The 20707-nt window shown below is 68.9% G+C and carries 18 protein-coding genes and 1 tRNA gene; 6 read left to right on the plus strand and 13 right to left on the minus strand.

Translation table 11 applies throughout. From position 1 onward, the window contains the following. Positions 1 to 11 precede the first annotated feature (11 nt). A complete protein-coding gene (locus ACFQE9_RS11340) occupies positions 12 to 1178 on the minus strand; it encodes an enolase C-terminal domain-like protein (RefSeq protein ID WP_379744491.1) in 1167 nt (388 codons plus the stop codon). 111 nt (positions 1179 to 1289) lie between these two features. On the opposite strand from ACFQE9_RS11340, the gene ACFQE9_RS11345 reads away from it, so the two are divergent. Together ACFQE9_RS11345 and ACFQE9_RS11350 are read left to right on the plus strand one after the other, a co-directional pair. Next, entirely contained in the window at positions 1290 to 3701 is a 2412-nt protein-coding gene (locus ACFQE9_RS11345; RefSeq protein ID WP_379744493.1) for a hybrid sensor histidine kinase/response regulator, read from the plus strand. A gap of 148 nt (positions 3702 to 3849) precedes the next feature. Continuing rightward, a complete protein-coding gene (locus ACFQE9_RS11350; protein ID WP_379744495.1) occupies positions 3850 to 4509 on the plus strand; it encodes a DUF2391 domain-containing protein in 660 nt (219 codons plus the stop codon). A 59-nt stretch (positions 4510 to 4568) separates the two neighbouring features. Here ACFQE9_RS11350 and ilvD read toward each other — a convergent pair whose 3' ends face one another. From ilvD to purS, 3 genes are all read right to left on the minus strand, one after another. Continuing rightward, a complete protein-coding gene (gene ilvD / locus ACFQE9_RS11355) occupies positions 4569 to 6350 on the minus strand; it encodes a dihydroxy-acid dehydratase (protein WP_379744497.1) in 1782 nt (593 codons plus the stop codon). An 80-nt stretch (positions 6351 to 6430) separates the two neighbouring features. Then, a complete protein-coding gene (gene purQ / locus ACFQE9_RS11360) occupies positions 6431 to 7108 on the minus strand; it encodes a phosphoribosylformylglycinamidine synthase I (RefSeq protein WP_379744499.1) in 678 nt (225 codons plus the stop codon). Next, positions 7105 to 7356, minus strand: coding sequence for a phosphoribosylformylglycinamidine synthase subunit PurS (gene purS, locus ACFQE9_RS11365; protein ID WP_379744501.1), 252 nt, complete (start codon positions 7354 to 7356; stop codon positions 7105 to 7107). Before purS ends, purQ begins: the two co-directional genes overlap by 4 nt. Positions 7357 to 7507: 151 nt before the next feature. Here purS and ACFQE9_RS11370 point away from each other — a divergent pair, with 151 nt between their 5' ends. Further along, positions 7508 to 8713, plus strand: a complete 1206-nt coding sequence (locus ACFQE9_RS11370; protein WP_379744503.1) for a potassium channel family protein — start codon at positions 7508 to 7510, stop codon at positions 8711 to 8713. 19 nt (positions 8714 to 8732) lie between these two features. Here ACFQE9_RS11370 and ACFQE9_RS11375 read toward each other — a convergent pair whose 3' ends face one another. Next, on the minus strand, positions 8733 to 9137 hold the full coding sequence (locus tag ACFQE9_RS11375) for a DUF8146 domain-containing protein (protein ID WP_379745594.1): 405 nt from the start codon (positions 9135 to 9137) through the stop codon (positions 8733 to 8735). A gap of 298 nt (positions 9138 to 9435) precedes the next feature. Between ACFQE9_RS11375 and ACFQE9_RS11380 the strand changes: the two genes are divergently transcribed. Then, on the plus strand, positions 9436 to 11583 hold the full coding sequence (locus ACFQE9_RS11380; protein WP_379744505.1) for a CARDB domain-containing protein: 2148 nt from the start codon (positions 9436 to 9438) through the stop codon (positions 11581 to 11583). 78 nt (positions 11584 to 11661) lie between these two features. Here the strand turns inward: ACFQE9_RS11380 and ACFQE9_RS11385 are convergent, their stop codons facing one another. The 3 genes from ACFQE9_RS11385 to ACFQE9_RS11395 all read right to left on the minus strand — a co-directional run bounded on the left by ACFQE9_RS11385 (position 11662) and on the right by ACFQE9_RS11395 (position 12766). Then, positions 11662 to 12141, minus strand: coding sequence for a rhodanese-like domain-containing protein (locus tag ACFQE9_RS11385; protein WP_379744507.1), 480 nt, complete (start codon positions 12139 to 12141; stop codon positions 11662 to 11664). After that, positions 12142 to 12468: a cupin domain-containing protein gene (locus ACFQE9_RS11390; RefSeq protein WP_379744509.1), complete on the minus strand. Its 327-nt coding sequence runs from the start codon at positions 12466 to 12468 to the stop codon at positions 12142 to 12144. It lies immediately after the preceding gene. 143 nt (positions 12469 to 12611) lie between these two features. Continuing rightward, positions 12612 to 12766: transfer RNA gene (locus tag ACFQE9_RS11395), tRNA-Met, on the minus strand. Between the two features lie 236 nt (positions 12767 to 13002). Here ACFQE9_RS11395 and ACFQE9_RS11400 point away from each other — a divergent pair. Then, complete coding sequence (locus ACFQE9_RS11400) at positions 13003 to 14058, plus strand: DUF7115 domain-containing protein (protein ID WP_379744511.1); 1056 nt, start codon at positions 13003 to 13005, stop codon at positions 14056 to 14058. Positions 14059 to 14109: 51 nt separating this feature from the next. Here ACFQE9_RS11400 and ACFQE9_RS11405 read toward each other — a convergent pair whose 3' ends face one another. Beyond that, complete coding sequence (locus ACFQE9_RS11405) at positions 14110 to 14523, minus strand: DUF5830 family protein (protein ID WP_379744513.1); 414 nt, start codon at positions 14521 to 14523, stop codon at positions 14110 to 14112. Between the two features lie 98 nt (positions 14524 to 14621). Here ACFQE9_RS11405 and ACFQE9_RS11410 point away from each other — a divergent pair, with 98 nt between their 5' ends. Then, positions 14622 to 15272 (plus strand): TVP38/TMEM64 family protein, encoded by a 651-nt coding sequence (locus ACFQE9_RS11410; RefSeq protein ID WP_379744515.1) that lies wholly within the window; start codon positions 14622 to 14624, stop codon positions 15270 to 15272. A 17-nt stretch (positions 15273 to 15289) separates the two neighbouring features. On the opposite strand, the gene ACFQE9_RS11415 is transcribed toward ACFQE9_RS11410, so the two are convergent. From ACFQE9_RS11415 to ACFQE9_RS11430, 4 genes are all read right to left on the minus strand, one after another. Then, positions 15290 to 16204, minus strand: coding sequence for an alpha/beta fold hydrolase (locus ACFQE9_RS11415; protein ID WP_379744517.1), 915 nt, complete (start codon positions 16202 to 16204; stop codon positions 15290 to 15292). Positions 16205 to 16317: 113 nt separating this feature from the next. Then, complete coding sequence (gene carB, locus ACFQE9_RS11420; RefSeq protein ID WP_379744519.1) at positions 16318 to 19641, minus strand: carbamoyl-phosphate synthase large subunit; 3324 nt, start codon at positions 19639 to 19641, stop codon at positions 16318 to 16320. A 212-nt stretch (positions 19642 to 19853) separates the two neighbouring features. Continuing rightward, complete coding sequence (locus ACFQE9_RS11425) at positions 19854 to 20069, minus strand: hypothetical protein (RefSeq protein ID WP_379744521.1); 216 nt, start codon at positions 20067 to 20069, stop codon at positions 19854 to 19856. 94 nt (positions 20070 to 20163) lie between these two features. Continuing rightward, a complete protein-coding gene (locus tag ACFQE9_RS11430) occupies positions 20164 to 20694 on the minus strand; it encodes a DUF5815 family protein (RefSeq protein WP_379744523.1) in 531 nt (176 codons plus the stop codon). Between the last annotated feature and the right edge of the window lie 13 nt (positions 20695 to 20707).

Below are 20707 nucleotides of genomic sequence, written 5' to 3' on the forward strand. Positions count from 1 at the left end.
GCGTCGGGCGTTCACTCGTAGACGCGTCGACCCGTCTCGTTCGCCTCGATGAACTCCCAGTCGTACTCGACGCCGAGGCCGGGGCCGTCGGGGAACCCGATCGTGCCGTCGTCGTCGATGCGGTCGAGCTGGTCGGTGTAGCCGTCGGCGTAGATGGGCGGCGTCGTGTTCGGCGTCTTCGGGCCGACGAGCGACATCTCGTAGTAGTTCGTGTTTCGGATGGCCGCCAGACACTGCCGCTGTGCGGGGCCGGGGGCGTGGAACTCGATGTCGAGGCCGAATCCCTCGGCCACGCGAGCGCGCTTTATCGCGCCGGTGATCCCGGCGTCGTACTCGGGATCCGCGCGGACGAAGTCGGTCGCCTCGTTCGCGATGAAGTCCGTGAACGGTTCGACTCCGCGGACGTGCTCGGTCTGGAGGATGGGCGTATCGAGCTTCTGGCGGAGCTTCCGGTGGGCGTGTTGGGAGATGCCGCCGTCGCGATAGGGGTCCTCGTACCAGTAGAAGTCGTGTTCGTCACACGCCTTGCCGACCGCGAGCGCGTCGCCCCAGGTCTCGATCTGACAGGCCGGATCGCACATGAGGTCCATCTCGTCGCCGACGCGCTCGCCGACCGCGTGGATCGTCTCGATGGTGCGTTCGGTGTCGCGCCACTGGCCGCCCCACGGGTGGATCTTGAACCCTTGATACCCCATCTCGAGACACTCCTCGGCGAAGTCCGCGTACGCCTCCGGCGAGTCGAGCCCGCCGTTCATGTCGCCGAAGTAGGTGGAGGCGTACGCGGGGAGGCGCTCGCGATAGGTGCCGAGCAGCTCGTGGATCGCGGCGTCGTGATACTTGCCCGCGAAGTCCCAAAGCGCGATGTCGATCGGCCCCATGCCCATGCGGTCGTACTTCCGTAGCGCGCGCTTGATCTCCGACCAGTGCTTCTCGCGCTCGAGCGGGTTCTTCCCGATCAGGTAGTCCGCGACCATGTTCAACTCCGCCATCCCCGGCGAGTTCCCGCCCACGTACTCGCCCGTGATCCCCTCGTCGGTGTGTACCTGTACGCCGAAGAGACGGCGCTCGAAGGTCGAGTCCGGCTCGTAGACCATGTGGAATCCGTCGGGGGTCGGTCCCTGCTCCTCGAGCTCGTAGGCGAACTCGATCGAAACGATGTCCGTGATCGTTGGTGGCATGCACCACTAGGTGTCGGGAGAACGGATAAGTGCTGGCCCGAAGGCAGCGATCACCGTTTCCGGACGACGCGCACGCCAACCTATAGGTGACCGCCGCGAGAACGATACGTCATGTCCGATCGATTTCGCGCCTATCCCGTCGAGGAGCCGACCGACGGGGTGCGGATCCTTCACGTGGACGACGATCCCGCGTTCCTCGATCTGACGGCGACGTTCCTGCGCCGGGAGATCGAGGGCGTCTCCGTCGTGACCGAATCGAGCGTTCCGGCGGGACTCGAGCGTGTTCGATCGGAGTCGATCGACTGCGTGATCTCCGACTACGAGATGCCGGAACTGACCGGACTGGAGTTCCTCGAACGCGTTCGGGCGGTCGATCCGGACGTGCCGTTCATCCTGTTCACGGGGAAAGGATCGGAGGAGATCGCAAGCGAGGCCATCTCGGCGGGGGTGACCGACTACATCCAGAAGGGGGGCGGAAGCGACCAGTACGCGGTGCTCGCGAACCGGATCGAGAACGCCGTCGACCAGAGCCGGTCGCGGCGGGCACTCGAGGAGAGCCAGCGGCGGCTCTCACGGTTCATCGACCAGTCCCCGCTCGGTACGATCGTCTACGACGAGACGTTCACGATCCGGCGGGTGAACGAGGCGGCCGAGGAGATCACCGGGTACTCGGCCGCTGAGCTCGTCGGCGGCACCTGGCTGCCGATCGTCCCCGAGAAGCTACACCGCCACGTCGCCGAGGTGGAACGCAAGCTGCTCGACAACCGGGGCGGGTTCCAGAGCGTAAACGAGATCCGAACCCGGTCCGGCGAACGGCGGGTCTGCTCGTGGCACAACCGGGTGGTCACCGACGACGACGGGGAGGTCATCACGATCGTCTCCCAGTTCGAGGACGTCACCGATCGGCGACGGCAACGACGCGAGCTCGAGGAGACGAACGCCGTCCTCTCGACGCTCTTCGACACGCTCCCCGTGGGCGTCCTCGCCGAGGACGCCGACCGCGAGGTGCTCGCGGCCAACCAGCGCGTCTTCGACCTCCTCGAGATTCCCGGCGAGCCGGCGGACGCGGCGGGAGCCGACTGCGTGGAGCTCGCGCGCGCGGCGAGCGAGGAGTTCGAGGATCCGGACCGGTTCCTCGATCGGATCGGGGACCTGATCGAAAAGCGACAGCCGGTCACGAACGAGGAGCTCGCGCTCGCGGACGGCCGCACGTTCTCGCGCAGTTACCGGCCGATCGACCTTCCGGAGGGGCAGGGCCACCTGTGGGTCTATCAGGACGTGAGCGACCGCAAGCGCCGCGATCTCCGCCTCGAGGCGTTGAACGAGACGGCCCAGCGGCTGATGGGCGCCAGGGACCGGCGGGAGGTGGCGGAGGTCGGCGTCGAGGCAGCCCGCGACGTGCTCGGGTTGGAGGCCAACGCGATCCACCTGCGCGAGGAGGAGGTAGAGGAGAAGGAGGACGGAGAGGAGGGACCGGAGCTGGCGCCGGTCGCCTCGACGACGGCCGTCCGGGACCTCGTCGGGGACCTCCCGACCTTCACGGCAGGGGAGGGGATCGCCTGGCGCGCCTACGAGACGGGCGAGGCGATCTCGATCGACGACGTGCGGGAGGACCCCGACGTCTACGCCGAGGGGACAGAGATGCGAAGCGAGGTCTACCTCCCGCTCGGCGAGTACGGCATACTCATCGCGGGATCGCCGGAGGTCGGCGCGTTCGACGACCGGGACGTCGTGCTCGGGGAGATCCTCGCGGGCAACGTGGTCACGGCCCTCGAGCAGGTCGAACGGACGGAGCGGTTGCGCGAGCGCGAGCGCGAGCTCACGCGTCAAAACGATCGCCTGGAGGAGTTCGCGAGCGTCGCCTCACACGACCTTCGGAACCCGCTCAACGTCGCGAAGGGGCGACTGCACCTCGCGATGGAGGAAGCGGACGCGGCGGCACGGGACGACCTCGCCGACGTCGAGCGGGCGCTCGACCGGATGGAGGAGCTCATCGAGGACCTGCTCGCCCTGGCGCGCGAGGAGAACACCGAGACGGACGAGACGGCCGTCCCCCTCGACGACCTCGCGAGGGGCTGTTGGGACGACGTCGAGACCGACGGCGCGACGCTTCGCGTCGAGACCGACCGCCGGATCCGCGCCGACGAGGGGCGACTGCGCCAGATCCTCGAGAACCTCTTCGCTAACGCCGTCGAACACGGCTCGACGAGCCCTCCCTCGCAAACTCGCGAGGACGCCGTCGACCATGGTTCGACCGGAAGCGACGGCGTCCGAATAACCGTCGGGGAAACGGACGAGGAACCCGGGTTCTTCGTCGCCGACGACGGATCCGGTATCCCCGAACCCGAACGCGATCGGGTCTTCGAGTACGGCTACTCCGGATCCGAGAGCGGGACGGGTTTCGGGCTCTCGATCGTCGATCAGGCCGCGGGGGCACACGGCTGGGACGTACGCGCGACCGCCTCGGAGACGGGCGGCGCACGCTTCGAGATCACGGGCGTCGAGTTCGTGGACGAGGAGTGAGAAAACCACGAACGACGGCGGGAGAGGGCGGCAGTGAGGGCGGCGAGAACGGGGAGCCACGAGGGAGCGAGAATGTGAAACGGAGACGGCCGTGGCCGTCCGGGCGCGGACGCGCATCTTTTTGCACGACCCCCTCGAGCGTTCGTCCATGAGCGCCGATCGGCCGGACGAGGAGGAGGACACCCTCGAGGACCACGGCCCGGAGGATCCGGACGTCGGTGACCTCCTCAGAAAGCTCGACGCGTTGGAGGAGACCGTCGACGACCCCCACGAGCGCCGAAAGGTCCAACAGACCATCTCGCTTGTCGAGCGGATGCCCGGGAGCACGGCGTTCAGCGAACACATCTACAAGTACACCTCCCGGGACATGGCGGAGGCGCTCGTCGGGGGCGTCATCTTCGCGCTGCCGTTCCTCGTCGAGGACGGCGTCTTCCTCATCGCCGAGTGGTTCCTCGCGGTCCGGATCGCGGCGGTTCCGGTCCTCCTCCTCGCGAACGTGTTCTTCGTGCTCGTGTTGTCCGCCGGGTTGATCTACTACGCGGACATCCGGGAGGTGCGGGTGACGAATCCGATCCTCGGGGTCATTCCGCGGCGATACGTGGGCGTGCTCGCCCTCTCGTTCGCGGTCGCGGGCGTGCTGATGGCGATGTGGGGGCGGCTGGCGATCGACGACCCGACGCCGCTTGAGGCCTTCGCCCGGGTGACGGTCGTCTGGACCGCCACCGTACTCGGGTCCGCCCTCGGCGACATTCTCCCCGGAGAAAGCAAGGGCGAGGACATAAGCGAGATGTTCGACGACGACGACTGATCGCGGACGCCGGGGGGGAACAAAAGACGGGACGACTGCGGGACCGGATTCGGCGGTGCTTACTCGCGTTTGACGCCGGGGTTCGTGACGGCGCCGAGCGACGCGGAGGCGAAATCGCGGTGGTACTTCGCGAGGATGCCCGAGGTGTAGGGCGGCTCCGGCGGCTCCCAGTCGGCGTGGCGGGAGGCCAGCTCGTCCTCCGAGAGGTCGACGGAGAGCTCGCGGTTCGGGATGTCGACGGTGACCTCGTCGCCCTCCTCGATCAGGCCGATCGGACCGCCGGATGCGGCCTCGGGGGCGACGTGGCCGATCATTGGGCCGCGGGTCGCACCGGAGAAGCGGCCGTCGGTGAGGAGCGCGACGTCGTCCTCGTGGCCGGCGCCGACGACGGCGGCGGTCACGCCGAGCATCTCGCGCATGCCGGGGCCGCCGCGGGGACCCTCGTTGCGGATGACGATCACGTCGCCGGACTCGATCTCGCCGGTCTGGACGTACTCCATCGCGTCCTCCTCGTTCTCGAAGATCCGCGCGGGGCCCTCGTGGTGGAACTCGTCCTGGCCGGTCGCCTTCAGGACCGCGCCCTCGGGCGCGAGGTTCCCCTTCAGGATCTTGATGGCGCCCTCGGGCTGTTTGGGCTCGTCGACCGGATAGAGGAAGTCGGCGTCGATCTCCTCGTCGTCGGGGAGATCGAGGCGCTCGAGCTCCTCGGAGATGGTCCGGCCCGTCACGGTGAGCTGGTCGCCGTCGAACAGGTCGGCCTCGATCAGCCGACGGATGACGATCGGGACGCCGCCGATCTCGTGGAGGTCGTTCATCACGCTCTGGCCGCCGGGCTGCATGTCGGCGATCTTCGGGGTGCGACGCGAGATCTCGTCGAAGTCCTCGATGTCGAGGCCGACGCCGGCCTCGCGGGCGAGCGCGAGGAGGTGCAGGACGCCGTTCGTCGAGCCGCCGATCGCCGTCTGGAGGGCGATCGCGTTCTCGAAGGACTCGCGGGTCAGAAGGTCCGAGGGGCGCCGGTCGTTCTCGATGCAGTCGACGACCAGGTCGCCGGCGCGTTCGGCGACCTCGTAGCGCTCGTCGACCTCGGCTGGCGCGGAGGCGGACCCGAGCGGGGCGAGTCCGAGCGCCTCGGAGATGGAGGCCATCGTGTTCGCCGTGAACATCCCGCCACACGAGCCGGCGCCGGGACAGGCGTTGCGCTCCAGCTCGTCGAGTTCGTCCGCGTCCATCTCGCCTTGCGCGTAGGTGCCGACGCCCTCGAAGACCTGCACGATGGTGACGTCGCGTCCCTCGTGTTGGCCGGGCATGATCGAGCCGCCGTAGAGGAAGACCGAGGGGAGGTCGGTCCGGATGGCCGCCATCATCATGCCGGGGAGGTTCTTGTCACAGCCCGCGACCGTGACGAGTCCGTCCATCCGCTCGCCGAAGGAGACGAGCTCGACGGAGTCGGCGATGACCTCCCGGGAGATGAGCGAGGCCTTCATCCCCTCCGTGCCCATCGAGATGGCGTCGGAGATGGTGATCGTGCCGAACTCGATGGGCATCCCGCCGGTGTCCTCGACGCCGTCGATCGCGGATCCGGCCACGTCGTCGAGGTGGACGTTACACGGCGTGATGTCGGCCGCGGGGTTGGCCACGCCCACCATCGGCGAGGAGAGATCGGCGTCGTCGAAGCCCATCGCACGGAACATCGATCGGTGGGGCGCACGCTCCGCGCCCTCGGTCACGTCCCGACTCGGCAGGTCGGCGTCCTTGCTGCCGGCGAATTTCTCTGTGTCGTCGCGCGAAGCGTCCTCGTCGTCGACGGCGTCCCCGGGCCGTCGTTGGGATTCGCTCATGACCCGACGATCGTCCCCCGACGATTTAAAATAACCGTGTGATCGCTTCCCGAAGCGAACCGGTCACCGAACCCGGCCGATCAGCGGAACGCGCGAAGGATCCCCTGTCCGTCCGTGCAGTCGGCGACGTCGGGCAGCGCCGCGCGTTCGGGGTGGGGCATCAACACCGCGGTCGCCTCACGCTCGCCGAGGACGCCGGCGACGTTCCCCGTCGAGCCGTTGGGGTTCGCCTCGTCCGTGACGTTTCCGTCGGCGTCACAGTAGCGGAACAGCACGCGGTCGTCGGCCTCCAGATCGGCGTAGGCGTCCTCGCCGATCTCGAAGCGGCCCTCGCCGTGGGCGATCGGAAGGCGAAGGACCTCGCCGGCCTCGTAGGCGTCGGTCCAGGGCGTGTCCGCGCGCTCGACGCGGAGGTGGACGTGTTCACACTGGAAGCGCGCGCTCGCGTTGGTCGTGAACGCGCCGTCGACGAGGCGGGACTCGGCGCCGATCTGCGCGCCGTTGCAGATCCCGAGGACCGGCGTGCCGTCGCCGGCGGCCGTCCGGATCGACTCCATGATCGGAGCGCGCGCCGCCATCGCGCCGGCCCGGAGGTAGTCTCCGTAGGAGAACCCGCCCGGGAGGACGATCCCGTCGGTGTCCTCGGGAAGCCCGTCCTCGAACCAGCGGCGCTCGGCGTCGATCCCGAGGTGGTCGAGGGCGCGGACCGCGTCCCGATCGCAGTTCGACCCGCCGAACTGGACGACCGTGACCGTCATCGTTCGGCCACGGCGACGTCGTAGTCGTGGATGGTCGGGTTCGCGAGGAGCCGCTCGGCCATCTCCTCCGCGCGATCGGCGGCCTCCTCGACGTCGTCGGCCTGGAGGTCGACCTCGAAGCGGTCGGCCGACCGGAGGTCCTCGAGGTCGAACCCGAGCCGTTCGAGCGCCCGCTTCGTCGTCTCGGCCTCGGGATCGAGGACGCCCCGCTTGAGCCGGACCGTGACGGTCGCAGTGTAGCCGGTCATCGATCGATACTGCGAAGTCGTGTGCAAAAACGGTTTTGGAACGGGTGTACGATCCATGTTTGTGGATACTAACTGGTGGGTGTCGACCGGAAGAACGGGCCCCGATCGACGCCGTAACAAGGCTTTTGGGACGGCACGGAGAGTGTGAGCCATGGGACGATTCGAGGGGGGTGGGCCCCCGGAGACGGTCGAATACGAGCCGACGAGCGTGAAGGACCTGCTCGTCGAGATGAAGGACACGGCGGAGCTGCTCATCGATCTCTCCTACTCGGCCGTCCTCCACCGGAGCACCGACGTCGCCCGGGAGGTGCTCGAGCTGGAAAACCGGATGGACGTCCTCCAGTTGCGCGCCCGGATGAGCCTGATGCTCGCGGCGCGAAATCCCGACGAGGCCGAACGGCTCGCCCCGGTCCTCGGCGTGGTCTCCGGGGCGGACAAGGTGAGCGATGCCGCCGGCGACATCGCGAAGATCGTCTTAGAGGAGATCGGCCTGCCGGAGGCGATGCGCGGCGCGCTGTCCGAGGCCGTCGAGATGCTGGTTCGCGGCGAGATACACGACGACTCGCCGTACGCGGGACGGACCCTCGCCGACATCGACCTGGAGTCGGAGACCGGCGTTCGGGCCATCGCGATCCGGCGCTCCCAGGAGTGGATACTCAATCCCGGCCCGAACACGACCCTGCGGGCGGGCGACGTCGCGATCCTGCGGGGTCCCGAAGCGTCGATCTCCGGGGTACACGAGACCGCGACCGGGAAGGCCTACGAACCCGGCGAGCCCGCCGAACCCGACGTCTCCGACCTCGAGCGGGCCGTCGACTCCATCGTGTTGATGAAGAACCTCTCGGAGCTGGCCGTCGACCTCGCCTACGGGTCGGTGCTGTTCGACACCGAGGAGCTGGCCGAGGAGGTGGCCAACCTCGAGGTGGAGGTCGACGCGCTCCAGTCGCGCTTCGAGGCCTGGACGCTGCAGGCGGCCGCCGAGGCGGACGATCCGGTCGCGCTTCGCGGACTCATCCACCTGGGCGTCGCCACCGAGACGATCTCCGATGCGGCCCTCGAGATCACGGAGGGGGTCCTCCGTGATCTCGACGTCCATCCGGTCGTCGAACTCGCGGTCCGGGAGTCCGACGAGATCATCACCCGGACGACCGTCGAGGCCGGAAGCGAACTCGAGGGGACCGCCGTCCGCGAGGGAGTTCCGGAGACGGCCGTCTCCACGAGCGTGTTGGCGATCCGGCGGCCCGACGAGGGATGGCTGGTCGGCCCGGATCTCGACACCACGATCCGTGAGGGAGACGTGTTGATCACGAAGGGGACGCGCACCTCGGCGGCGGCGTTCGGCTCGCTCGCGGAGTGAGGACCGGAACGGGCGAATTCTACCCGAGCCGGAAGGATGGCTCGTCCGTATCGCCGTCGAGGTCCTCGAGCTGGATGACCTCCTCGTCCTCGTCCTCGAGCTGCTCTCTGAGGTAGGTCACGTAGCGTTTGTGCTCCTCGAGCTGCTCCCTGAGGTGGTCGGCCTCCAGCTCGAGCCGCTCGTGCTCGCGGATGAAGCTCTTCGGCACCTCCACCTTCGGGGGGAAGGAGTCGTCGGCGTCGCCCGCGTTCTCCAGTTCGTGTTCGGGGACGACGCGCACCTTCCCGTCGTGGGCAACGAGCGTGTCCACGTAGTCGCGGAACACCGCCGAAAGCGAGATGTCGCGTTCCTCGGCGATCTCGCGAAGCGTCTCGAAGGCGTCCTCGTTGACGCGAAACGAGATCGTCTTGTTCTTGTTGCCCATCATCGACTCGTTGGTCCCGCATAATACTTAAACGTTTGTCAGACGGGCGCACGGACGCGTCGATCGTCGCCCGACGTCGCAGCGATGCACGACGCCGAACCCGGCTCCGTCGTCGGATCTCGACGCCGATCCGAACCAACACGCGGAGCGAAACACCGGCCCGGATCACCAACGAATCGGCCAAATCACCAACCTCCCGACCAAAACCGACACGTCGACCAAAACCACCGACACCCCGACCAGAACCACCAACATCCCGACCCGAACCACTAATTCGGTCCGTCACCTCGCCTCGTGCATGCGCGGATCGGACCGGGGGGAGGACGGAGGGGCGCGAGCGACGGGCGAACGAGTTCGCTCGCGAGCCCGCGGTTCGGCCGGCGCGGTCATCCTGGCCACGCTCCTCCTCGCGGCGGCGACGGTCGGTGGAGTATCGGTCGCTGGCGCCGCGAGCGACGGGGCGTCGAACGCGATCGACACGACGGATACGGGCGGATTTGAAACCGCCGCGGTCGCGGACTCGGATGCGATCCGGATCGAGAACGCGCTCCGACGGGTCGACCGCCCCGGGGAGTACGGCGTGAGGACCCGAGTGCGGATTCCGGACCGGGTGACCGAACTCCGGCTGGAGATCCCCGAGACCGCACGCGACGTGACGGGGACGGGATTCTCCCGCGAGAGCGAGACGACGTGGGTCTGGGACCGGGAGACGTCGACCCCGCGGCTCTCCTACCGGATGCCCGCGAACCGCACCCGCGAGGACGCCGGACCGCTGGAGGGGGAAGGCGAGTACCTGTTCGTCGGGACCGGCGAGTGGGCGATCGTTCGGACGCCGGCGATCGGCGCCAGGTGGCGACAGACTGGCGACGAGTTACGCGTCACTCGCGAGAACGTCGTATCGGGCGAGGGCGCGGCGAGCGATCGAATGGCCTACCTCGGCCCGTACGAGGAACACGTCCACGAGGCGCACGGACAGCGGTTCCGGCTGATCGTTCCCGAGAGCGCGGAGCTGTCCGAGTCGCCGGCGGAGATCCACGCGTCGCTCGAGCACGCCTCGGGAGCGCTCCGGATCGGCGACCGCGACGGGACCGTGTTCGTGATCGCCGCCCCGACGTCGGAGGTCGGCTGGAGCGTTCGCGGGCTCCAGACCGGGCCGGCGGACATGTGGGTCCGCGACCTGGAAGGGACGGACACGGCGACCAACGTCTGGGTCCACGAGTACGTCCACACGCGACAGGGCTACGCCGAGGCCCCCTCGGGACGGTGGATCACGGAGGCGTCAGCGAGCTACTACGCCGCCCTGTTGACCCTCGAGCGCGGCGGGGTCGACTTCGAGTCGTTCCGCCGCGTGCTCGAACGCGGCGAACGCGACCCGCAGGCGAGCTCCGTCCTCTCGCGGCCGGACACCTGGCGGAACGCCGCCGAGTACACGAAGGGGGCGCTCGTCACCGGCGAGATCGACCGACGAATGCGCCTCGCGACCGACGGTCAGGAGACGACCGCGACCGTCCTCCGGCGGCTCAACGCACGGGAGGACCCGATAGAGAACGACGACGTGCTCGGGTACGTCCGGGAAGCGGCCGGACGTGAGGTCCGCGACGAGGCCGAGCGGCTGACGACCACGGAGGCTGCCCCGACGGCGTGGGATCGACGCGCCCACGACGAGGCGTTCGGACGGCTACCGGCGCGGATCGCGGTCTCGATCGACGATCCGGACGCGGTTCGCGCGACCGGCGAGTACCGCGGTCGGGCGATCGATCGCGAGCCCGCGACGCTCGTTCCCGGCGAAACGCTGCAAGTCCGCGTGCGCGTCTCGAACGTCGGCGGGACGGCCGGCGAGTACGACCTCGAAATGCGCGTCGATGGCGAAACCGTAGCGACCCGGGAGGGGGAACTCGACGCGAACGAGTCGACCGTCGAATCCTTCGAGCACGCGTTCGCCGAGCGCGGCGACCACGAGGTCTCGGTCGCCGGCGATCGGATCACGGTATCGGTCGTCGAGCCGGCGACGCCCCGGGTTCGGGACCTCACCGTGGCGCCGGATCGAGTCACGGCCGGCGAGCCGATTCGCGTGAGCGCGACCGTCGAGAATCCCGAGTCGGTTCCCGCTCGCGGCGAGTTCGCGTTGTCGGTGAACGGCGAGACCGCGGAGACTCACGAGGTGCTCCTCGACGCGAACGAGACGACCACGGTCGAGTCGACCGTGACGCCGACCGATCCCGGGGAGGCGACGATCGCGTTCGGGGAGGCGCGCGCGACGGTGGCGGTCGATCCCGCGGCCACGACCGCCGGTTCGGGATCGGGCGGGACGGCCGACGACGGGGGTGGAGCGACCAACGACGGACCGACGGACGAACGAACGCCGGGATTCCTCGGCGTTCACGCGCTCGTTGCGCTCCTGCTCGCTATCGCGCTCGTGGGGGCTCGGGTTCGAGGGGCAGGATGAAGTTCGACAACGGGGGAGCGGTTCGACGGGGAGTGGGGATCGGCGAGGGAATGAGGGTTCCGCGGGAAAATCCCCGGATCAAAACGGGGCTTCCGGGCCCTCGTCGTCGGGGACGGCTTCGTCACCGCCCGAGGAGGTCGAACTCGCCTCGGTCGTGGGCTCCAAAGGCCCCTCCCAGGCGTCCAGGCCGCCGCGGAGATTCTCCACGCGGGCGTCCGCCGTGCCCGCGTACGATTCGATCAGGGCGGCGGCCTGCCGACTCGAGACGCCGTGGGGACAGACGGTCACGATCCGGTCTGCACCCTCCAGTTCCGCGACCCGCGTGGTGAGTTCCGGAAACGGGATGTTCCGGCTGCCGGGGATGTGTCCGCGATCGAAGTCGCGTCGCGACCGGATGTCGACGATCGTCGGCGGATCCTCCCGTCCATCACCATCCTCGCCTCCATTCCCGCTCCCGTCTCCATCCTCGCCTCCATTCCCGCTCCCGTCTCCATCCTCGCCGCCGTGTCCGTCCCGGAGGAGGGCTGCGAGATCTTCGGGATCGATATCCGCGACCATCTACGGGAGCGGACAGAGGCTCGCCGTGAGCACGGCTCGCTCGTCGGTCTCGTTTTCGGCGCCGTGGACGTCGCCGCGCTCGTTGTGTACGACGGCGGGTGCCTCGAGGCGTTCGCGCGCGCCGTTTCGGATCACCGTCGGCGACCCCTCGAGCACGTGGAACACGTTGGTGGAATCGGCGTGTTCGTGCGGGTCGATCGCGGCGTCGGGAGCGAGCACGAAGGCCTTGACGAGGACGTCGTCGGTGACGACGACCTCGGCGGTTTCGACCTCCCCGCGGGCGGGATCAAGGTCGGCGATCGCGTCGGCGTATCGATCGAGACTCATGGACGTCCCTCGGCGACGGAGCCGTATGAAGTGAACGAACCCGTCGGTGGCGGATCGGGGATACGTCTGTGGCGAATCGAGGACGCGTCGGTTCGGAACGGAAACGCGTCGGTGGCGGGTCGAGGACGCGTCGAAAACGGGAGTGGCCGGGGCGGGCTCCGAACCCGCGATCTCCGCATCGCCCAGGTTCGAGGCTCGGCGGGCCCCGACGGGGTCGCGGACGCTTCCAAGGCGAGTGCCGCACCGAAGCTGCGAAACCCTATGAGTGCGGCGCTATGTCCAGCTAAGCCACCCGGCCTCACCTCCACCTACCGTGATGGGACCCTTTAAGCTTCCCATCTTCCGGCGGTTTGGCACCCGCGATCACGGTCGATGCGGACGATCGTTCGAAGTCACGACGCCCGTCCGCGGCGTCGAATGAACCCGTGGATCGGCCGATTTCGGGGTCGAACCGGCGGATCGACGACGGATCCGCGCTCGAAGACGCGGCTCGGACCCGCGGATTTATACTCCGGGCGACGGATTCGTCTTCCAATGAGTCTTCCCGATCTGCTCGCATCCGCCGTCGGCGAGGGGGACGTCGTCGCGACCGTCGATCTCGGCGGCGAGGACGTCCTCGCGGTGACGGCCGACCGAACGCTCATCTACCGCGCCGACGGGCTCCTCTCGGACGAATCGATCGAGGAGTACCCACACGGTGCAGAGCGGATCGACGTCTCCGAGGGGCGACGCAAGACGACGTTCACGCTCGATTACGGCCTCGACGGCGAGGAGACCGTGACGGTGCCAGCAAAGCGGACCGACGACGCCCTCCATCCGCTGCTCGCCGGCGTCCTCTCGGCCGCGGACGTGACGGACCCGGGCGAGTCGGTGCTTCGAACGTTCCGGTTCTCCGAACTCACGCTCATCATCACGAGCGATCGGGTCGTCAAACACGTCGGATCGGTCGTCTGGGACGACGAGTTCGAGGAGTTCCACTACGGCGACGTCGTCGACCTCGGCTTCGAGGAGGGGACGGTCGCGACGTCGATCGTGTTGACCCTCGATGGACGCCAGGAGCGGTTCAAGGCGCCCAACGAGTCGGCCCGGTCGGTCAAGGAAACCCTGAGCGAGGCGGTCTGTGCCTACCACGACGTCGAGAGCGTGGCCGAGCTTCGCGCGCTTCGAGAGGAGGAGGCGGCCGAGGAGGCGGCCGCCGAGGAGGCCGCGACCGCCTCGAGTTCGACCGACTTCGGCGAGGGCCCGGACCCGCTCTCGCCGTCGCCCTCGACCGAGGCCAGCTCGGAGGCGTCGACGGCGATGGAGGCGCCGCTCGAGGAGGCATCCGGCGGCACGGACGACGACGCCGACCCGCTCGCCGCCGGCGCGTCGGAGGTCACGAACGGGTCGGGGGCCGCAGGTGACGGCGAACGAAGCGGCGGCGACGCGGCGTTCGGCGATACGGGGTTCGAGCCCGCCGGCCTCGAGGACGACGCGCTCGCGGCCGAGATCGAGGCGTTGCGCGAGACCGTCGAGGCCCAGGGCGAACGGATCGACAGACAGGCGGAGCTCATCGACCAGCTGATCGAGGAGCTGCGACGCGGCCGGTGATCCCCGGGGATCCCGCCCGCGACTCGCGACCGGTGTCCGCCGCTCCCGCGTTCACGACTCCCGACCGGTGACCTTGCGGACGCACGAGGAGCCGAACGGCCCGAGCTCGCCGGCGGACAGGCGGACGAAGTGGCCGGTCGAGATGGAGGCGCCACAGCGGCGGCACTCGAAGTCCCCCTCGCGTTCTACGATCTGTTGGTCGAAGGAGACGTAGGTCCCGCCGCGGCGTATCAGAAGCCGGCCGTCCTCGCGGGCGATGATCCCGCGTTTCTCCGCGGCATCGAGGATCTCCCTCGTGAGCGAGGGGCTCTCCGTAACGGTCTCGATCCGGTCGACCGCCGCGGAGAGGGAAAGCGACTCGTCCTCGAGGTGGGCGAGAAGCTCGATCCCGACCTCGCGTTTCTGCTCGCGAGTGCGGGCGGCATCGTCGTCGACCCCGTTCGAGCCGTCGCGCGGATCGCTCATCGTTCACCGGATTCGACGGGCACGCCCATAAGCCGGCGGGATCGATCGACGAAGGCGCCTCCACAAGGCGTTTATCGGTCGACCGGATAGTCGGTCGCGTGAAGCGCCGCCTCGCCGCCGGGATCGCCGTTTGCGTCGCCGTCGCGACGGCGGCGTGGGTCACGTCACCGGCCGCGGTCGTCGCCCCGCTCGAGCGGCTCGCCGGCGCGCCGATCGCCTTCGGGCTGGCGCTCCTCGCGCTCGCCGCAGTGCGGCCGTTTCTCGCGCTCCCGACCACGCTCCTGGCCGTCGGCGTCGGGTACGGCTACGGCTGGTCCGGCGTTCCCCTCGGGGTCGTTCTGTTGACGCTCACGGCGATCCCGCCGTACGCCCTTTCCCGGGCGGGATGGCGGGGGACGAACGGCCGGATCGTCCGGACCGGCGAGCGGGTCGTCGATCTGACCGGCGGGACCCGCGCCGTGGTCGCGAGCCGATTCCTGCCGCTGCCCTCCGATGCGGTCTCGGTCGGGGCGGGCGTCTCACGGGTCGACCTCCGGCCGTTCCTCCTCGGCACCGCGATCGGCGAGACGCCGTGGGTCGTCGCCGGGGTCGCGATCGGCGTCTCCACCGACCGACTGCTCGCGGGCGACGCGTCGGCGCTCGATCCGGCCCTGCTCGTCGGGATGGTCGGGGTCGCGGCGCTGTTGCTGTCGGGACCGTGCTACAGGGCGTACACGGAGGGGTCGGGCCGGTCGACCGAACCCCTTTGAGAGAACCCCTTTGAGACTTACGCGAGGTGCTCGCGGATGGCGGCGACGACGCGACCGGGCCGCTCGTGGACGATCCAGTGGCCCGCGTCGTGGACCTCGAGGAGCCGCCCGTCGGTACAGCGCTCGACGCTGGCCGCGGCCATCGACCGCCGGAGGAACTCATCCTCGACACCCCAGATCACGAGCGTCGGGACCTCGACGGTCGGCGAAGCCGCGACGGGGCGCTCCCGGACGACCGCACGGTACCAGTTCACCATCGCGGAGAAGGCGCCTGGACGCGACCACGCGCGTCGGTATCGATCGAAATCGCGGGCGTCGAACGTCCCCGGGCGACTCGAATGCCGCATACCGTTGACGATCGGCGCCCAGTCGCCGACCCGGGCGACGCGTTCGGGCAGACGGGGGATCTGGAAGGCGAGGAAGTACCAGCTCTTCAGCCGCTGTCGCCAGGAACCGCGGAGCGTCCGCTCGAAGACGGTCGGGTGCGGGACGTTGACCGCGACGAGTCGGCGGAGCCGCTCGGGGCGATGGATCGCGAGCCACCAGCCGACCGCGGCGCCCCAGTCGTGACCGACGACGGCGGCCGTCTCGCGGTCGTACGCGTCGATCAGCTCCGTGACGTCACGGGCCAGTTCGTCGAGTCGATAGGCCGCGATCCGGTCCGGTTTCCCGCTCAGGTTGTAGCCGCGCTGGTCGGGAACGACGACGCGGAATCCGGCCTCGGCGAGCGGCGCGATCGCCTCGTGCCAGCCGTACCAGAACTCCGGGAATCCGTGGAGGAGGACGCACAGCTCGCCGTCCGCGGGACCGGCCTCCACGACGTGGAGGCGAACGCCGTTCGCGTCGACGAACCGTGACTCGCCGGGGACGGACTCCGGGATCTCGTCGTCCGGCGGGGACGGGCCGTCAGCCGACCGCGGCGGGCTCGACATGGTCGTGACTACGACGGCGAGGTCGGGTAACGTCTTCGACGCTCGAGAGAAGTCGACAACGGCAGTCGGACGCGGGAGGTCGATGGCGGCGGTCCGCCGGAGAACGTCGTTTCCTACTCCCCGGCGCCCCAGTCGGCGACGCGCTTCGGGCGGTCGGAGACCGCGAGGACGTCGAGGTCGTCGTTCGCGTGCGCGAGCGCCTCGAGGGCGGCCTTCGCGCTGGCCGGGGTGGAGAAGTAGGTGATCTCCTCCTCGACGGCCACCTCGAGCAGGTCGCGCTGGCGGGAGACGATCAGGTCGAGTTCGCCGGCGCGGGCCGCCTCGATCAGGTCTGTCGCCGTCGACAGCTCGAAGTGCTCGGCGAAGCCGTCGACGAGCGCCTCGCCCGCCTCGGTGTCCGGATCGGGGAACTCCTCGGCGGAGAGGTCGACGACGGCGGTCCCCGATTCGGGGATCGGCTTGCCGGTCGCGTCCTGGGCCTTGTCGTAGGCCTTCCCGAAGGAGGTCGCGGTGCCCATCACCTCGCCGGTCGACTTCATCTCGGGGCCGAGGCGCGGATCCGAACCGGGCAGGCGGTCGAACGGGAGCACGACCTCCTTCACGCTCAGGTGTTCGGGGATCTGTTCGTCGACGTCGAGGTCGGCGAGGGTCTCGCCGGCCATCACCTTCGCCGCGATCTTCGCGATCGGGACGCCGGTCGCCTTCGAGACGAACGGGACCGTCCGCGAGGAGCGCGGGTTCGCCTCGAGCACGTAGACGGTGGAGTCCGCCTCGGGGTCGTGGACGCCGGTCACGGCGAGCTGGACGTTCAACAGGCCGACCGTGTCGAGCGCGGTCGCGATCTCCTCGGTCACCTCGCGGACCCGCTCGAGGGTGTCCGCGGACAGCGAGCGCGGCGGGATCATGCACGCGGAGTCACCGGAGTGGACGCCCGCGCTCTCGACGTGTTCCATCACGCCGCCGATCAGGACGTCCTCGCCGTCCGAGACGGCGTCGACGTCCAGCTCGACCGCGTCGTCGAGGAACTGGTCGATGAGGATCGGCTTGTCCGGCGAGACGCGGACGGCCTCCTCGATGTACTGCTCGAGTTCGGCGTCGTCCTCGACGACGCGCATCGCGCGGCCGCCGAGCACGTAGGAGGGACGCACGAGGACCGGGTAGCCGATGCCGTGGGCCAACTCGAGCGCCTCCTCGCGGCTCGTCGCGGTACCGCCGGCGGGCTGGGCGATGCCGAGGTCGTCCATCAGCTCGTTGAAGCGGTCGCGGTCCTCCGCGAGGTCCATCGCCTCGACGGAGGTGCCGACGATCTCGCAGTCGAGGTCGCGACGATCGAGTTCCGCCTCGAGCGGCTCGCCGACGTTGACGGAGGTCTGCCCGCCGAACTGGACCATCACGCCGTCCGCGTCGGTGGCCTCGACGACGTCCGCGACCTCCTCGGCGGTGATCGGCTCGAAGAAGAGCCCGTCGGAGGTGTCGTAGTCGGTCGAGACGGTCTCGGGGTTGTTGTTGACCACGTGCGCGTCGATGCCCATCTCGCGGAGCGCGCGCACCGCGTGGACCGCACAGTAGTCGAACTCGACGCCCTGGCCGATGCGGATCGGCCCGCCGCCGATGACGACCACGCTCTCGACGTCGGGGTCGATCTGCTCGAGCTCGCCGTAGTCCGTCTCCCCGCTTCCGGCCTCGACGCCGGCGAGGTACTCGGGGAGACGCGCGGAGTAGTAGTACGGCGTCGATGCCTCGAACTCGCCCGCACAGGTGTCGACCTGCTTGAACGTGCGGTTCGGCGTCGTCGATTCGACCTCCTCGACCGAGACGGGCTGTACGCTCCCGCCGTCCGTGGAGGTCGTCTTCGGCTCGACATCGGCCGGCGCCTCGGGGGAGGCCGCGTCGGCGATCTCCGCGTCGGTGAAGCCGGCGATCGCGGCGTCCGTGAACTCGCCGTGTTTCGCGCCCTCGTGGGCGTCCGCGATACGCTTGAACCGCTCGACGTACCACTCCTTGATGCCCGTGAGTTCACACACGTCCTCGACCGTGTAGCCGCGCGAGAACGCCTCGAAGATCGCGTAGGGACGGTCCGGCGTCGGCGACTCCAGGTAGTCCGCTTCGAGGGTCTCGTCGTCGACGTCGACCCAGTCGACGGCGGGGTCGTACTCCGAGGAGCGAAGCGCCTTGAGCATGCTCTCCTCGAAGGTCCGGCCGATGGACATCGCCTCGCCGGTCGACTTCATGGCCGTGCCGAGCTCGAAGTCGACGTCGTCGAACTTGTCGATGGGCCACCGCGGCACCTTCGTCACCACGTAGTCGATGGCCGGCTCGAAGGCGGCGGTCGTCTCGCCCGTGATCTCGTTTTCGATCTCGTGGAGCCGCTTGCCGAGCGCGACCTTCGCCGTGACGCGGGCGATCGGGTAGCCGGTCGCCTTCGAGGCCAGCGCGGACGAACGGGAGACGCGCGGGTTCACCTCGACGACGCGGTACTCGCCGCCGGGCGTGCCGTCGTCGCGCCAGGCGAACTGGATGTTACAGCCGCCCTGGATGCCAAGCTCGCGGATGACGCCGAGCGCGGCGTCGCGCATCTCCTGGTGACCGTCGTCGGGGATGACCTGTGAGGGGGTCACGACCGTCGACTCGCCGGTGTGGATGCCCATCGGGTCGATGTTCTCCATGTTGCAGATGATGATACACGAGTCGTCGGCGTCGCGCATCACCTCGTACTCGAGTTCGACCCAGCCGGCGATGGACTCGGTGATGAGCACCTCGCTGTTGCGCGAGAGGCGAAGCCCCTTGCGGACGCGGTCGACGAGCTCGTCGAACTCCTCGACGACGCCCGAACCGGAGCCGCCGAGCGTGTAGGTCGTCCGGGAGATGACCGGCAGGCCGCCGACGTGGTCGACGGCGTCGCTGACGCGCTCGCGGAACGCCTCCTCGTCGAAGTCGGTGAGCGACTCGCCCTCGCCCAGCGAGATGGTCGTCGATTTGGGCACCGGCTGGCCGATGTTCTCCATGCGCTGGCGGAAGAGGTCGCGGTCCTCGGTGGCGTAGATGGTGTCGAGCGGCGTGCCCATGATATCGACGTCGTGCTCCTCGAGGATGCCCTGTTCGGCCAGCTCGGCCGTGACGTTGAGGCCGGTCTGGCCGCCGAGCCCGGCGATGACGCCGTCGGGCTTCTCCTCGCGGATGACCTCGGCGATCGCCTCGGGGGTGATCGGCTCGATGTAGACCCGGTCGGCCATTTCCGGGTCGGTCATGATCGTCGCGGGGTTGGAGTTGACGAGGACGACTCGGGCGCCCTCCTCCTGAAGGGCGCGACACGCCTGTGCGCCGGAGTAGTCGAACTCGGCAGCCTGTCCGATCTGGATCGGGCCGCTCCCGATGAGCAGGATCGTGCGGTCCTCGGAGGCCGCTTCCTCCCCGGACGTCTCGTCTGTCTCGCTCATTACCCGACCGGAGTGCGCACATCGTAATAAGGCCGGCGAAAGAATACGATTCTCGCAGGGGAATTTCGAAATTCGCAAGGCACGCGATCACGTGCCACGGTTGGCGGCCGGTAGCACGGAGCGGGGGGAACGTGTACCGTAGGCTCGAACGGGTGATCGACGGTCCGAACCGTGGCGTGGCCGACGGTCCGTCCCCGGTTGGCCGAGGTCGGTCAGGTGTTGAGCCGGTATCGATAGGGACTGTCCGCGATGACCTCGACCTCGCCGCGTCTCGCCCACCGACCCAACACGGTGGCGACGCGATGCGGACTGTCGAACTCGTCGCGGTCCTCGAGCTCCTCGACGAGCGCGAGGATCTCCCGCGCGGTCAGCGGCTCGTCGGCGTCGGCGAGCACACCGCGCAGCGACTCGTACTCCTGGGTGTGCATGTGTCTTACGTATGGGTGGAACACACATAGTCTTCAGTGAGACAGCGGTCCGACGAACGTCAGACACGCGGGGGACGGGACGGGAAAACGGGGTTCAAGCGTACGGGTCGTCCGCCTCGAGGTCGCGCTCGGCGCGGTATCGGTCGACGAACTCCGGGACGTCGAAGTCGGTCATCTGCCGTTCGAACTCCCGGAGGGCGCCGTCGTCGTCGGCGTGGCTCACGGCGTGTTCCATCAGTTCGACGACGAGCTCGACGATCACCTCGTGGAGCCTGCGGGAGTCGAACTCGGTGACCCACGCGAGGGCGTATCCGACGTCCGCGGTCTCGGAGGCGTCGATCGCGACGACCCGGTCGGGAAACTCCTCTAAGACCACGCCGAGCAGGTGCGGCGTCCCGAACTCGGGCATCTCCTCGCTCGTCGTCTCGATCGCCTCGCGCAACACCTCGACGAGGAACTCCGGGAGGAACCGCTCGGGCGGGTGGACGTCCATGACGACGCCGTGGGTCTCCCCGCAGTCGCACTCGAACTCCCGCATTCCCAAATCGAGGTCGCCGTGGCGGATCGTCTCGCCGCAGGACAGCTCGACGACGTCCTCGGCGCCCGGAACGCGTGGATCGGCCATACGCGACGTTGAC

This window comes from Halopenitus salinus (assembly GCF_042662125.1).
Lineage (GTDB): Archaea > Halobacteriota > Halobacteria > Halobacteriales > Haloferacaceae > Halopenitus > Halopenitus salinus.